Annotated in this window: 13 protein-coding genes; 9 read left to right on the forward strand and 4 right to left on the reverse strand. The window is 40.8% G+C overall.

Annotated features, from left to right (window positions below; translation table 11 throughout):
• Nucleotides 1–169 precede the first annotated feature (169 nt).
• Nucleotides 170–2317: a phosphoribosylformylglycinamidine synthase subunit PurL gene (purL, locus tag MSKOL_RS15440; RefSeq protein WP_048157534.1), complete on the reverse strand. Its 2148-nt coding sequence runs from the start codon at nt 2315–2317 to the stop codon at nt 170–172.
• A 339-nt stretch (nt 2318–2656) separates the two neighbouring features.
• Here purL and MSKOL_RS20455 point away from each other — a divergent pair, with 339 nt between their 5' ends.
• On the forward strand, nt 2657–2818 hold the full coding sequence (locus MSKOL_RS20455) for a hypothetical protein (RefSeq protein ID WP_156151114.1): 162 nt from the start codon (nt 2657–2659) through the stop codon (nt 2816–2818).
• A 304-nt stretch (nt 2819–3122) separates the two neighbouring features.
• Here MSKOL_RS20455 and MSKOL_RS15445 read toward each other — a convergent pair whose 3' ends face one another.
• The gene (locus MSKOL_RS15445; RefSeq protein WP_229394529.1) at nt 3123–3371 is read right to left on the reverse strand and encodes a winged helix-turn-helix domain-containing protein; all 249 of its coding nucleotides are present in this window, start codon (nt 3369–3371) and stop codon (nt 3123–3125) included.
• A 659-nt stretch (nt 3372–4030) separates the two neighbouring features.
• Between MSKOL_RS15445 and yciH the strand changes: the two genes are divergently transcribed.
• The 3 genes from yciH (at nt 4031) to MSKOL_RS15460 (ending at nt 6192) form a co-directional block, all read left to right on the forward strand.
• Entirely contained in the window at nt 4031–4339 is a 309-nt protein-coding gene (gene yciH / locus MSKOL_RS15450) for a stress response translation initiation inhibitor YciH (protein ID WP_011023951.1), read from the forward strand.
• A 264-nt stretch (nt 4340–4603) separates the two neighbouring features.
• On the forward strand, nt 4604–4969 hold the full coding sequence (locus tag MSKOL_RS15455) for a transcriptional regulator (RefSeq protein ID WP_048122441.1): 366 nt from the start codon (nt 4604–4606) through the stop codon (nt 4967–4969).
• Nucleotides 4966–6192: an Nre family DNA repair protein gene (locus MSKOL_RS15460; RefSeq protein WP_048157537.1), complete on the forward strand. Its 1227-nt coding sequence runs from the start codon at nt 4966–4968 to the stop codon at nt 6190–6192. The genes MSKOL_RS15455 and MSKOL_RS15460 overlap by 4 nt, the downstream gene beginning before the upstream one ends.
• A gap of 160 nt (nt 6193–6352) precedes the next feature.
• Here the strand turns inward: MSKOL_RS15460 and purC are convergent, their stop codons facing one another.
• Nucleotides 6353–7066, reverse strand: coding sequence for a phosphoribosylaminoimidazolesuccinocarboxamide synthase (gene purC, locus MSKOL_RS15465; protein WP_048122446.1), 714 nt, complete (start codon nt 7064–7066; stop codon nt 6353–6355).
• A 485-nt stretch (nt 7067–7551) separates the two neighbouring features.
• Here purC and MSKOL_RS15470 point away from each other — a divergent pair, with 485 nt between their 5' ends.
• The 5 genes from MSKOL_RS15470 (at nt 7552) to MSKOL_RS15490 (ending at nt 12204) form a co-directional block, all read left to right on the forward strand.
• A complete protein-coding gene (locus tag MSKOL_RS15470) occupies nt 7552–8832 on the forward strand; it encodes an ATP-binding protein (protein WP_048157540.1) in 1281 nt (426 codons plus the stop codon).
• A 1-nt stretch (nt 8833) separates the two neighbouring features.
• A complete protein-coding gene (locus MSKOL_RS15475) occupies nt 8834–9574 on the forward strand; it encodes an MBL fold metallo-hydrolase (RefSeq protein WP_048157542.1) in 741 nt (246 codons plus the stop codon).
• A 158-nt stretch (nt 9575–9732) separates the two neighbouring features.
• Nucleotides 9733–11121 carry a deoxyribodipyrimidine photo-lyase gene (locus MSKOL_RS15480; RefSeq protein WP_048157544.1) on the forward strand — a complete coding sequence of 463 codons (1389 nt, stop codon included), beginning with the start codon at nt 9733–9735 and terminating at the stop codon, nt 11119–11121.
• Nucleotides 11122–11417: 296 nt separating this feature from the next.
• Complete coding sequence (locus MSKOL_RS15485; RefSeq protein ID WP_048157546.1) at nt 11418–11744, forward strand: hypothetical protein; 327 nt, start codon at nt 11418–11420, stop codon at nt 11742–11744.
• 226 nt (nt 11745–11970) lie between these two features.
• The gene (locus MSKOL_RS15490) at nt 11971–12204 is read left to right on the forward strand and encodes a DUF378 domain-containing protein (protein WP_048122454.1); all 234 of its coding nucleotides are present in this window, start codon (nt 11971–11973) and stop codon (nt 12202–12204) included.
• A gap of 160 nt (nt 12205–12364) precedes the next feature.
• Here MSKOL_RS15490 and MSKOL_RS21180 read toward each other — a convergent pair whose 3' ends face one another.
• A complete protein-coding gene (locus tag MSKOL_RS21180; RefSeq protein WP_231592274.1) occupies nt 12365–12556 on the reverse strand; it encodes a hypothetical protein in 192 nt (63 codons plus the stop codon).
• Between the last annotated feature and the right edge of the window lie 154 nt (nt 12557–12710).

A 12710-nucleotide genomic window follows, 5' to 3' on the forward strand; every position in this document is an offset into this window, starting at 1 on the left:
TCATGCTTCCAAAAACAAGGCATGGACGAAAACCGTAGCCCTGTAAGTTATCACACTTGAGTGAAACTTATTTACGTGAAACTTATCTACAATATTTCTTAGCCCTCTTGAGCGAAGCGAAAAGGGCACCGTCCTCCCGAGACGGGACTCGGGTGACGACTCAGGGATTTTATCTCATCATAAACCTTGTCAAGCTGTCGTATGCATCGGAGATTTCTTTTAGGGATAGGGAAATCTCGAAGTCTTTTCCTTTAACCTCAAGGGAATTGCCTTCTACTTTGCCGATAATCATATGAGGCACATCTTTGAGGATTTCGAGTACAGTTTCGGGTTCACCTGTAGCAAGTAGAGCTCTTGCCGGGGCTTCTGAGAATAAGAGTTCCTCAGCTTTTAATTCTGAAACTTCACTCAAGTCTACCTTTGCACCAGAATTCTTGCACATCCTCGCAAGTCCTGCTGCAATTCCTCCAAGGGAAAGGTCATGTGCCGAGCTGAGTTTTCCGCTTCTTGCCGCTTCGATTACTGCTTTTATAATCTCAGGAGCATTTTTCGGGACAGAAGGAACTTTTCCGGCATTCTGGGCCTCGAAACAGGCATAGTATTCGGAACCTCCCAGATCTGCAGTTGTCTCTCCTACCAGGATGATGGTGTCTCCTGATTTTGCAAAGAAGCTTGAAGGGAGAAGAGTCTCAAGGTTGACTTTCCCTATTATTCCTATTGAAGGAGTTGGGAGAATTGCGGTCTTAAATTCATCGCTTTCGTTATACAGGGATACATTTCCTCCCACGACCGGGATTGAGAGTTCCCTTGCTCCATCTCCAAGTCCAAGTACGGAGTTTTTGAGTTGCCAGTAGATTTCCGGGCGATCCGGGTTCCCAAAGTTCAGGCAATTTACAATTGCAAGCCCTTCAGCCCCTTTTACTGCAAGGTTCATGGCGTTTTCAACTACTATATTCTTTCCTCCGTTATAGGGGTCAAGAAGGGTAGCTCTTGGCTGGCAGCCGCAGGAAAGTACGAGTCCTTTTTTATCAGTTATTTTGAGCACGCCAGAGTCTTCTCCGGGTTTGACAACTGTTCTTAACTGGACTTCATGGTCGTACTGCCTGTAGATCCATTCTTTTGAGGCAATATTGTAGGAAGAGATAACTTTCAGGAAGGCTGCCTTAAGGTCTTCCGGAGTTTCGGGGGCTTTACTTTCTTCAACCTGAGGAATAGGAGCTACTGAAGATTTCTCGCAGGTCGGAGCTCCGCCTGTCAGGAAATCAATTGGAATATCTACAACGACTTCCCCTTTGAATTCAACCGTATAGTTTGGTTTCTCTGTTAAGTATCCTACTACGGCCCCATTAAGGTCGTACTTTGCTACCAGAGCAAGTACGGCATCAACGTCTTCAGGAGCTACTTCAAAGACCATGCGTTCCTGAGATTCTGCAAGCAGGATTTCATAAGCATTCATATTGGGTTCGCGCTGGGTCACGGCATCTGCAATAATGTAGGCTCCAAGTCCTCCCTTTGCAGCCAGTTCTGCGCTTGCTCCTCCAAGACCAGCAGCTCCCAGGTCTTTGCAGGATTTTATATAACCTTTCTCCATGGCTTCCAGCGTCATTTCAATTACGAGCTTTTCAGTATATGGATCTCCCACCTGGACGCTCGGACGATCTTCCGCTTCGGCTGATTCGGAAAGGTCTCTGGAGGCAAAGGAAGCTCCTCCAAGTCCGTCTTTTCCTGTGCTGGAGCCTGCGAGCACAAGCTTGTTTCCGGCTTTCTGGGAGCGGGCAGTTATGACCTCATCTTCCCGGCAGAGCCCTACTGCAACAACATTTACAAGAGGGTTTCCACTGTATTTTCGGTCAAAGAAAGTCTCACCATTGACCACTGGCACTCCTATGCAGTTTCCATACCCTGCAATTCCCTTAATTATCTGTTCAAAGAGAAACATATTTTTTGGAGTGTCAAGAGGTCCGAAATAGAGGGGATCCATAAGGGCTATTGGACGGGCTCCCATGGAGATTATATCTCTTACGATACCTCCTATACCGGTAGCAGCTCCGTTGTAGGGGTCGACATATGAAGGGTGGTTATGGCTTTCCATACCTATAGCAAGTACATAGCCATCATCAAATTTTATAATTGCAGCATCGTCCCCCGGGCCAATAATCACATTTTCGCCCGTACTGGTAAAAGTTTTCAGGAGAGGGGCACTTGAGCGGTAGGAACAGTGTTCGCTCCATAAATTTAAAAAGCAGCCCTGTTCTACCAGGGTGGGCTCTCGCCCCAGTTCTTTTTTAATGATCTTAAGGTCTTCTTCAGGTAACATTGCCTTGCCTCTGATACTTAGTCCTTTTTTGGATGCCGAAGCTCTGGTTTTTTCTTAATATAATTATCTCTTCGCTATTCCGTATGGATAAGATGATTTTCAACTCAAGACTGCATTGGTTTTCATGAGAATATTATGAGGATATCCACACAAAACAACGAAGAGCCATATAAATTGATTATTCCCTTAAATTCAAGAGTTTCAGTATTAGCGTTAACAGTTTATGCCGACATAAAGGGATAAGAATTAAATAAATATTTCTAACCCATACCTTTTCAAAAAACTGCTTTACCGCAAGCCTTTTCAAAAAAGGCTTGAGCGAAAACCCTGAGTGACGGCGTGATCAAACGATGCAACGGTTGTAGCGCAAGCCTTTTCAAAAAAGGCTTGAGCGAAAACTCTAGCAACAACGTGGTCGGCATGATCAAACGGTGCAACGATTACGGCGCAACGGTTGCGCTCAATTGTGATGACAATCTTAGCTGGAATCAGGAAAATTGAGAATATTGAATTATTGAATCGAATTTTTTATAGCTTTTTGGATTCCCGTAATTATCAAATCTATAGTAAGCTTTCTATTTTCGCGTTTTTCGCAAAATATTACACTGGACGAAAAAGTGATAAGCAACTCTTAATCCGAGATTCAGGGTTAATTCTCCAAGTTGCGTATTATCAGCAGTCATCGGGCCTTTGATTCTCAAAATAGGCTTAAAAATTTTGTCAACTTGGAATGAAATTGGTTTTGGAATGAGCTACGGATAAAAAAGGATTTAAAATGAAGTGGATAAAAGAAATATGTTTAAAGTTATATTTGCTGGATCATTTTTTCCACTTTTACTCCAGATTCGGTAAGGGAGTACATTTCTTCTTTTTTAGTAATTAATTCCTTCTGTTCAAGTTCATCGAGAGTTTTTGCAATGGTGGGATGTGCAACTCTCAGGGTTTTTGATACTCTTGTCCCTTCCATTTCTCCTTTTGAGGAAAGTAAGGAGAGCACTTTTTGCCTTATACTGTTTCCGTTTACAAAACCTATTAAATCGTTCAATTCGTTCATCAGGTGCCCCCGATTTATTAGTGTACCATATATTTTTATGCTGCTATATTTATATAATAGAAGTGTATATATATGCAATAGCAGGTTATAGGGAGAAATGGAATTCAAGATATATCTAACTTGTTGCTGGGTATGAAAGGCTCTTTCCGGTAAAATCAGGGATTTTAAGCTTGTTTAGTTTTCTCGGCTTTTTATCTTTTGTGGCTTTTCAGCTTTTCGGCTTAGATCCTTTCCTGAAGCGTTAATCTTTTGAATTTCTTTTAAATATCCAGCTTTTTCGCTTGCAGTCTATACAAATCTGTACTTACAAATCTGTACTTACAAATCTGTACTTACAAATCTGTACTTACAAATCTGTACTTACAAATCTGTACTCTTCACTAACAATAATGTTATTAAATTTACTAGAAGTAAACAGTATAAAACAAACATTACAAAAGAATATATTGATATATTAAAAAATTGAAAAATAATAAAGCTCTGGCTGGCTTTTTATATTGTCAAGAGTTTCGGGTTATTAGCTGAAATTCAATATAAAGTGCCTGTAAAATACCATTAGGCTTTAATACCATCATTGATAAGTACTTTATATCTATCTAGTTATTTTTAGATGTAAGTTACATATACAATGATTACAAATTCGGAGGATATACCAACAAATGAGCAGCGGAATGTGCCCAGTATGTGGGCTTCCAAAAGAACTTTGCATTTGCGAAGAAGTTGCAAAAGAGCAACAGAGAATTACTGTGAAAGTTAATAGAAGAAGATATGGCAAAGAAGTTACCGTTGTTGAAGGTTTCGATGCAAGTGAAATTGATCTTCATGAACTGTCCACTTATCTTAAATCAAAGTTTGCATGCGGCGGTACGGTAAAAGGAAATACTGTGGAACTTCAGGGTAATCACCTGGCCCGCATGAAAGAAGTCCTCATGGAAAAGGGTTTCTCTGCTGAACAAATCAAAAACTAAATCCTGACGATAAATCCTGACAAGTTTCAGGGATAAACCGGGTCTGAGAAATAGCAATAATATTTAGCAATAGCTTTTCAGGTCTGGGATTACTATGTTTTTGTCGGTATTTCAATAGCATGCGTTTTGGGTAAATTAAGAGATATATTTTCTACTCGAAAAGTAAAAGTATGCCGACATATAACTGGTTATGAAATTGATGGATGTAATTTTGGTTAAGAGAATCTTTCAAAATTCACCTGATTTATGCGGTGTTGGTCTCCCATGAAAACAACATGTGAAATTATGGTACAGAAAGTCTTGCCCGCAATAAGGGCAGAACTTTCCAGAACAATGATTTTTGAGCATGGGTGCACGCAGCAGGATGTAGCGGACGTCCTAGAGCTTTCAAGGGCTGCGGTATCCCAGTACGTGAGTGAAAAGCGTGGGGCTGAGGTTGATTTTTCCGAGGAGACTCAGAACGAAATTCGGAAATTTGCATCAGTGCTTCTAAATAAAGACTTATCCTCTCAGGAAAAGGTAGATGGCATGTGCAATGTTTGCAAGTTTGTTCAGAAATCCGGTTGGCTATACAGGAATGCTCCTGAAGCTAAAGCCTGTATCATTTGCGAGGATACGGATTTAAAGTGAATGGAACACTGTGTGTCAAATGTAAAGGAAAAGGACTTTGCGGGCGTCCCCGTTGTCCAATTCTTGAAAAATTCAAATCTTTTCAGTCTATCGCTCCTGTAGTCTCGGGAGATTCGGTTTTTGGAGCATCCCCTCCTGCTGTTTTTGTCGGAAGTTTTGGTTACCCAAGGGTTTCGGCAGGCCCGCTCATTCCCCCTCTGGCAAATGAAAGCGAAGCTGCAGTTTTTGAAGATACCTCTGCATGGGCAAACATGCAGATTGAAGACATTATCTCCATACGTTCCCGTATGGTCAGGGCAAACACAAATTTCCATGTAAAAGACGCCCGCAGCAAAGAAAACCCCCTCCTTGTAAAAGCGCAGGAACTTGCCCTCTCCAGAAAGCCGGTGGATACCGAAGCCTGGTTTTTTAAAGCCCCTAAACAGGAACTCAAATTCGATGCCGTACTGACGCCTATGGGTCCTTCAGGACTTGTCAAAAACTTTGAGCTTGCAGAAAATCCAAATGTTCCGAAAAAAGTGGATTACATTGTCTACGACACTGACGCCCTGGCAAAAGATGCAGTGCTTGAGCTCTATAAAGGAGATATCCCGGCTGAACATATTACTCGCCTGTTCTCAATTGGCCTGCTCGGAAAAGAAAGAAAAATCGTGCCAACGCGCTGGTCAATTACAGCCGTGGATGATATGGCAGGAAAGGAACTTGCAGACCGCATTAAGGATTTTCCCTGGATCTCAGAGATCCAGCTTTTTAGCGGGACCCATTTTGGGAACCATTTTGAAGTCCTTATCCTTCCACGGGCTTATTCCTTCGAACTTATAGAAATCTGGCTTCCAAAAGCCGTCTGGTCTGGAGAATCAAGCTGGATTGGAGAAGACAGTGAGAGTTACGATGGAAAAAAAGGTTATTCTCCTCTGGCTGGAGGCTATTATGCCTCACGGCTGCCTGTGCTTGAATATCTGACAGAAATCAAAAGGCAGGCCTCGGTCTTCGTACTCCGGGAGATAACTCCGGATTACTGGGCCCCCCTTGGAGTTTGGGTCGTCAGGGAGGGTATGAGAAAAGCTCTCAGGAACCCTCCTAAAAAATTCGATTCTCTCGAAGCCGCAGTTTCAGATCTTGCAGGCAGGATAAGCACACCAAAAGCCGAATGGATGCAGCAGGCAAAGATACTTTCAGACTTCCGTTTTCAAACGACTCTGGACTTCTTTTTAAAAACATAACTTAAAAGCAGAAACAGCGTTAAAACATAAATCGCGTAACAGCAGAACTAACAGAAATACGGATAGAACGCCGATTACAATATAAAAATAAAAATAAGCAGGTAGGAAAACATTGAAGCCTTTATATGGCTAACTCAAGTTTCCTGGCCTTTTTTCACGTTTATTCAAAGATTTCGGGCACTATGCGCCGTGCAACTTCTTCGTAAGCTTTGGAAATGTCGCCTTTATCAAATCTGAAGACATCTTTATCCATTGACTGCCCGGTCTTCTTGTCCCAGAAACGGCAGGTATCACAGGAAATCTCATCTGCAAGGATGATTTCTCCGTTCCTCCTTCCGAATTCTAGTTTGAAATCCGGAAGTAAGATACCTTTTTTGTCAAGATAAGGCACAAGCAATCCGTTAATTTTCAGAGCGAGTTCCCGGAGTGTGGCGAGTTCTTCCTTTGTTGCTAACCCAAGTGCAAGAGCAATATCGTCATTTAGCATGGGATCCCCATACTCATCGTTTTTGAAGTCAAAAACAAGTACAGGAGACTTAAAAACCGTGCCTTCTTTAATGGGATATCTTTTTGTAACCGAACCTGCGGCAATATTCCTGACAATGACCTCGATTTTTATAATCTCGACTTTCTTCACAAGCATATCGATGTCAGAAAGCATTTCGACAAAATGAGTTTTTATTCCCTCGGTTTCGAGCATCTCAAAGAGTTTTTTTGAGATTTGGGCGTTATAATACCCTTTCTTTTCCATTTCCCCTTTTTTTTCTCCGTTAAATGCAGTCAGACTGTTCCGGAATTCGGTAATAAGGGTGTCGGGATCATCTGTCTTATAGATAGTTTTTGCTTTCCCTGAATAGAGCTGTTCTCTTGTCATGCATTGGTCCTCTCTAGGGATAATTCTGGATTTCCTTAGATAGAGAGATCTTAGGAATGATAGTTTTAATATACTAGTTCTGATAATGCAGAAGTTTTGATAATTCCGTGATATTCCAGAAACAAGCTATTTAGATTAAATCATCTCTAAGACGCGAGTAAATCCACACGGAGACATGATTCGCTATTTCCAGAATTCACAATCACACTCTCTGAAAATGAAACATTTTCCGGAGGCGACAAAGGCTTTTTCCGAAAATACGCTTGAATTCCCAAAAGAGATAGAGTAGATGATAACGTCTTCTGCTAGATAAAGCTATCATCTCCAGCCGATCTTTTCTTTTACTGTCGGCAGCTTCGTAAATTTTATCATTGAAGAAAATCAATTATTAGGTTCAGAAACTTGAAGAATAATTTAAGAACTTACCGCATTTGAGTGCCCAACACTTGATAGTGGATTAGTCCAAGCACGCAACAGGTAAAAACATGTCAGGCCCTATATTAGATATCTTAGAACTACTGCTAACCGCAGAGATCTATAATCGCTATCCAGAACTGGATGTAAATGATCTCCCAAAAAACATTAGAAAAAATTACTGGAACAGCACAGAAAAAACAGTTCCCAAACCCATCACAGCCACGTTTATTCGTATTGAAAAACTGTACGGGCTTAAGGATATCGAGAAAATCGTCAGGAACGTTCCCTTCATAAATACTGACAAGTCTCACTTTGAACTTCGTCTGAGCGCTTTCGAACTTGCCGCAGAATGGTTTGAAAAGCAGGAAGGTTCTCAGGAACGGATCGAAAACAACCCTGTCCTGGCTTATTACTTTGAAAAAATAAGGAAGGACGAGGCCGCAAACTATGCACTTGCAAAGTCGAAAATGAGGCCCAAGGAAGTCGACAGGGAATGGATAGAGTCCCTGGTAGCGGAGATCCGGAAAGAGGACAAAGGCGAAGATATGCTGAAGCTCGTTGTCATTATCGCTCCTGAGGACGTAAGACAAAAAGTCAAAGACCTTGTGCTCACCGAAGAACAGAAGAACGAAGTTGAAAAGATCACTAAAGCCATCGAGCACAGAGAATACCTGCGGGAGATTGGCCTGCATGATATCGGAAAACTCCTGTTTGTCGGACCTCCCGGAACCGGAAAGACCTCAGTTGCCCGTGCACTTTCAGAACGGCTTTCAATCCCGTTTGTTGAGGTCAAACTCTCCATGATAACAGACCAGTACCTTGGTGAGACTGCAAAGAATATTGACAGAGTCTTTTTGCTTGCAAAGAAACTGAATCCCTGCATCCTTTTCATAGATGAGCTCGATTTCGTAGCAAAAGCAAGGACGTCTGACGAGAACGCCGCCATCAAGCGAGCAGTAAATACCCTCCTAAAGGCCATAGATGAAATCAGCCTTGTGGACCACGGAGTTCTTCTGATTGCCGCGACCAACCACCCTCGCATGCTTGATAGTGCAGCCTGGAGACGTTTTGATGAGATTGTTCATTTCCCCCTCCCTGACCTTGAGATGCGTAAAGATATACTGAATATAGTAACCCGACACATCGAAGGGGATTATGACACAGGAGAAATTGCAGAATTAACAGACGGCTATTCAGGTTCGGACCTGCGTGTAGTTATAAGGGAAGCCGTCCTGGGTGCTCTTCTAGAAGAGCGTAAAAAACTTACACAGCAGGACCTGCTGGAAGCTGTAGACTCTTTCAATGAGAGGGCTGGCCTCAAGTCTGAAGAGTACGAAAGGAAGAAGTAAGATGAGGCTAACACTGCTTGGGACCGGCGATGCTGTCGGAACTCCTAAAATTGGATGTAAGTGCCCTGCCTGCGAAGACGCCCGAAAAGGTGGAAAGAGCCAGCGCCTTCGTTTTTCTATCCTTGTAGAGTCCGAGAAGGGCAAGATCCTCATTGACACCAGCCCTGATCTAAGGCAACAATTTATCAAACAAAACCTGTCCTGTATAGATGGAGTGATCTGGACACACGGACATTATGACCATTACTCCGGATTTGGAGAGTTCTACAGGGTTCAAAATAAGGTTGATGTTTATGGGGTTCAGGAAAATATTGAATACATAAATCAGTTCGTTTACTTCCTTAAACCCAGGTATCATTATGTGAAGCTCTATGAGCCCTTCGAACTAATCGGGCTGCAGTTCACTCTTTTTAAGGTCACCCACCCTCCTGTAGAGGTTCCTACAGGGGTTATAATCCGTGAAGGCGATAAAAAAGTAGTGATTACAGGAGATACAAACTCAGAAATTCCCGAAGCCAGCCTGGAGCTTATGAAAAATCCGGATCTTCTGATTGCCGATGCTATAGTGCCGCCCAATATTCATATTAAAAAACACATGAACTCCGAAGAAGCTATGGCACTTGCAGAGCAGCTCAATGCAAAAAAAATAGCTTTGATCCATCTCAGTCATTTATTTCGTCCTCATCATATCGAATCCTTATTTTTACCCCTTGGATACGACGGGCAGGTTTTTGAATTTTAAAAATTTTTAAAACATTGTAATTATCACTTTATATTTTGTCTAAAATTCCTGTTTAAATTGATCCGGGATATTTCTTTAACACGATCTTTGTTTAACACGATCTTTCTTTTTATTATCCTTATGTTAGATCTATATATTCTGGATCCCAAAAACCATTAATGAACACTAAACGTATTCGGCCTATCCTATCCGGGAAACCAGGTAAAGGACCGGTTGCTTACTGGATGAGCCGTGACCAGAGGGTGGAGGACAACTGGGCTCTTCTTTTTGCCCGAAAAATAGCATTTGAAGCCGATGTGCCTGTTTTTGTGGTCTTTTGTCTGGTAGATAGATTTCTGGGAGCTACAAGAAGAAAATATGAGTTTATGCTCAGAGGGCTGCAGGAAGTTGAAGCTACCCTTGCAAGAAAAAAAATTCCATTCTTTTTCCTTCGAGGAGACCCTGAAGAAGAAATTCCAAATTTTATTAAAAAATATGAGATTGGAACTCTTGTTACGGATTTTAGTCCACTTAGAATTAAGAGGACATGGACAGAAAAAGTCGCATCAGGCATTAAGGTACCCTTCTTTGAGGCGGATGCTCATAACGTCGTTCCCTGCTGGGAAGCTTCTAAAAAGCAGGAATACGCTGCCCATACTTTCCGTCCTAAGCTCTTAAGGCTCCTTCCTGAATTCCTTACGGAGTATCCTGAGCTTGAAGCAAATACCGAATTTCCTGAAATCATCGTGAGCTCCGGAAAATCGGAAACGTTTTCAGAAGTTCAAAAAAACGGAATTGGAACTCTTCTTCCAGGGGAGTTTCTTGAAGAAAAAGATGGTTTTTTACCTGACCTCGCGCTTTTCGAAGCTGGAGAAACAGCTGCACGAAAAGTTATGGATGAATTTCTCACTAATAAGCTTGGCTTTTACTCCACCCTGCGAAATGACCCAACTAAAGATGCCTTATCCAATCTCTCTCCTTATCTGCACTTTGGACAGGTCTCGGCTCAAAGGGTAGCTCTCGAAGTAGAAAAAACAAAAGCTGACCTGGAGTCAAAAAGAGTATTTCTCGATGAGCTCCTTGTGCGTAAAGAGCTCGCCGATAATTTCTGCTATTATAATCCTTTTTATGATAGTTTTGATGGCTTTCCTGAATGGGCAAAGAAAACCCTTAACTCTCACCGGCATGATCAAAGAAGTCATATCTTTACACTGGAAGAACTGGAAACAGGGAGGACATACGATCCCCTCTGGAACGCCAGCCAGATAGAACTCCTCAGAAGAGGGAAAATGCACAGCTATATGCGGATGTACTGGGCAAAGAAGATTCTCGAATGGAGCGAATCGCCCGAAAAAGCCCTTGAGACTGCAATCTATCTGAATGATAAATACGAACTGGATGGACGAGACCCGAATGGATATGCTGGAATCGCCTGGAGTATTGGAGGGGTTCATGACCGCGCCTGGCAGGAAAGAGAAATTTTTGGAAAAATCAGATACATGAGTTACGACGGTAGTAAAAGAAAATTCGATGTTAAATCATATATTGCAAAATATTCGGCTCTGTAGAAACTCTTAATTATATCTAAACAACTTATGCAACTTTTTTGTTTATTTTGCAGTTAAGATATTAACTTTTATCGATAGGTATACAAGCTTATTGAAGTTTAAATTTACTTTTTCCTCTATGATTGAAGTGCTTCGTCTGATTCCAGAAGTAGAGCTTAAAATGAATCTATTTCTTTAGATAAACTGGCCTTCAAACCTACCAATCGGCGGGTAAACATAATTCGCATTAAAGCATTAAGTTAATATTTATCTTAATGTTTTTTATTTTATCAAAGGAATTTATAAGGTGTACAAGCATGAATCAGCATTACTTTTCTCTGGATAATTATTATAAGTATTTCATAGGTCTTGATGGCATTATACTTACTTTCTTAATAATAAAAAGTTATCCGGCTGTTGTTAATTTAGCAACAAAAGATAGCTTTTTTATTCTGTTAGTAGGAGCATTTTGCATATTAATTGATAATTGGAATCGAAAATCGATAAAGTACAGATTATACGTTGAGCTTTACGAAAACGAGTATCAAGCTATTTCTGACTATAAAGCTGGTAAAGTATTCATAAACTTAATTTTTTATGTAATTTCTATATATTTAGTATCTGGCTTATTTGGCGCGCTCTGACACTTGCCAGTGGGAATTTCATGAAGGAATTGATTCTTTAACCCGGGCTTGAGGACAAGGCTTTAATGAAATTAAATTCCTTCTCTTCTATCTTTTTTCTTTAAGAAACTCTAATTTTTATATTAGTCACGTATAAATACAAGTACATCTGATTTTAATATAGGGGTTTTTATATTTCTCCCGGCTATAGAATATAGGAAAATAAAGCAAAAAGGGAGTGATATCTATGGCAGTAAGAAATCCAGTAGATTTGCTCGCACTTATACTTGTTATAGTGGGCGGATTAAACTGGGGGCTTGTAGGGCTCTTCGACTTTAACCTTGTAGATTATATCTTCGGGGTGGGAAGTACACTTTCGAGAATTGTGTACATAATTGTTGGGCTTGCAGCACTTTATACGATTTATTTCGCTACAAGAGCTGACACGTATCACGCTCGTGAGGCCCCGGTACATCATTAAGCAAAAAGATTGGGAAAGCTCCTTTCCAGCGTAATACTGTGAAAGAGATCTTAACCAGCTATGTTTTTTTCAAAAGGCTGGATATGAAATTAAGATAAGGGGTTATTTTTGCTCCTTTAAAAAACTTTATTTTATAAATTTATCCTCATTTCTTTTGTCTTCATAACAGGAGAGCCCAGAGGGCCACGAATACCCCGACCTTTACAAGCTGTCCGACAATGTAGATGAGATGGATTCTAGTAAATGAGATGATCTCAAAACTCAAAATTACCTTTCTTAATCCTGTATTCATAATCCTGTACTCATAATCCTGTATCCTGCTTTCGGCAGGTCGACATAAAAATCCATTCAATTTTTCTATTGATATCGTTTTTTTCAGAACTTTTGAATTTCCATTTAAATCAAAAATTACTAAATGTTAACCATGATATAATTAATATATATTTATAGTAATTGAGATAAAAGACAAACCCTGCTATATACATAGTCCGTATGATACTGGTTAT

It is taken from the genome of Methanosarcina sp. Kolksee, assembly GCF_000969945.1.
Lineage (GTDB): Archaea > Halobacteriota > Methanosarcinia > Methanosarcinales > Methanosarcinaceae > Methanosarcina > Methanosarcina vacuolata.

What these genes read in the sequence shown, in the direction of transcription:
- MSKOL_RS15470 (WP_048157540.1), top strand. Translation starts at nt 7,552, where the DNA reads ATGTCAGGCCCTATATTAGATATCTTAGAACTACTGCTAACCGCAGAG.
- purC (WP_048122446.1), bottom strand. Translation starts at nt 7,066, where the DNA reads ATGACAAGAGAACAGCTCTATTCAGGGAAAGCAAAAACTATCTATAAG.
- yciH (WP_011023951.1), top strand. Translation starts at nt 4,031, where the DNA reads ATGAGCAGCGGAATGTGCCCAGTATGTGGGCTTCCAAAAGAACTTTGC.
- MSKOL_RS15455 (WP_048122441.1), top strand. Translation starts at nt 4,604, where the DNA reads ATGAAAACAACATGTGAAATTATGGTACAGAAAGTCTTGCCCGCAATA.
- MSKOL_RS15480 (WP_048157544.1), top strand. Translation starts at nt 9,733, where the DNA reads ATGAACACTAAACGTATTCGGCCTATCCTATCCGGGAAACCAGGTAAA.
- MSKOL_RS15445 (WP_229394529.1), bottom strand. Translation starts at nt 3,371, where the DNA reads ATGAACGAATTGAACGATTTAATAGGTTTTGTAAACGGAAACAGTATA.
- MSKOL_RS15490 (WP_048122454.1), top strand. Translation starts at nt 11,971, where the DNA reads ATGGCAGTAAGAAATCCAGTAGATTTGCTCGCACTTATACTTGTTATA.
- purL (WP_048157534.1), bottom strand. Translation starts at nt 2,317, where the DNA reads ATGTTACCTGAAGAAGACCTTAAGATCATTAAAAAAGAACTGGGGCGA.
- MSKOL_RS15485 (WP_048157546.1), top strand. Translation starts at nt 11,418, where the DNA reads ATGAATCAGCATTACTTTTCTCTGGATAATTATTATAAGTATTTCATA.
- MSKOL_RS15475 (WP_048157542.1), top strand. Translation starts at nt 8,834, where the DNA reads ATGAGGCTAACACTGCTTGGGACCGGCGATGCTGTCGGAACTCCTAAA.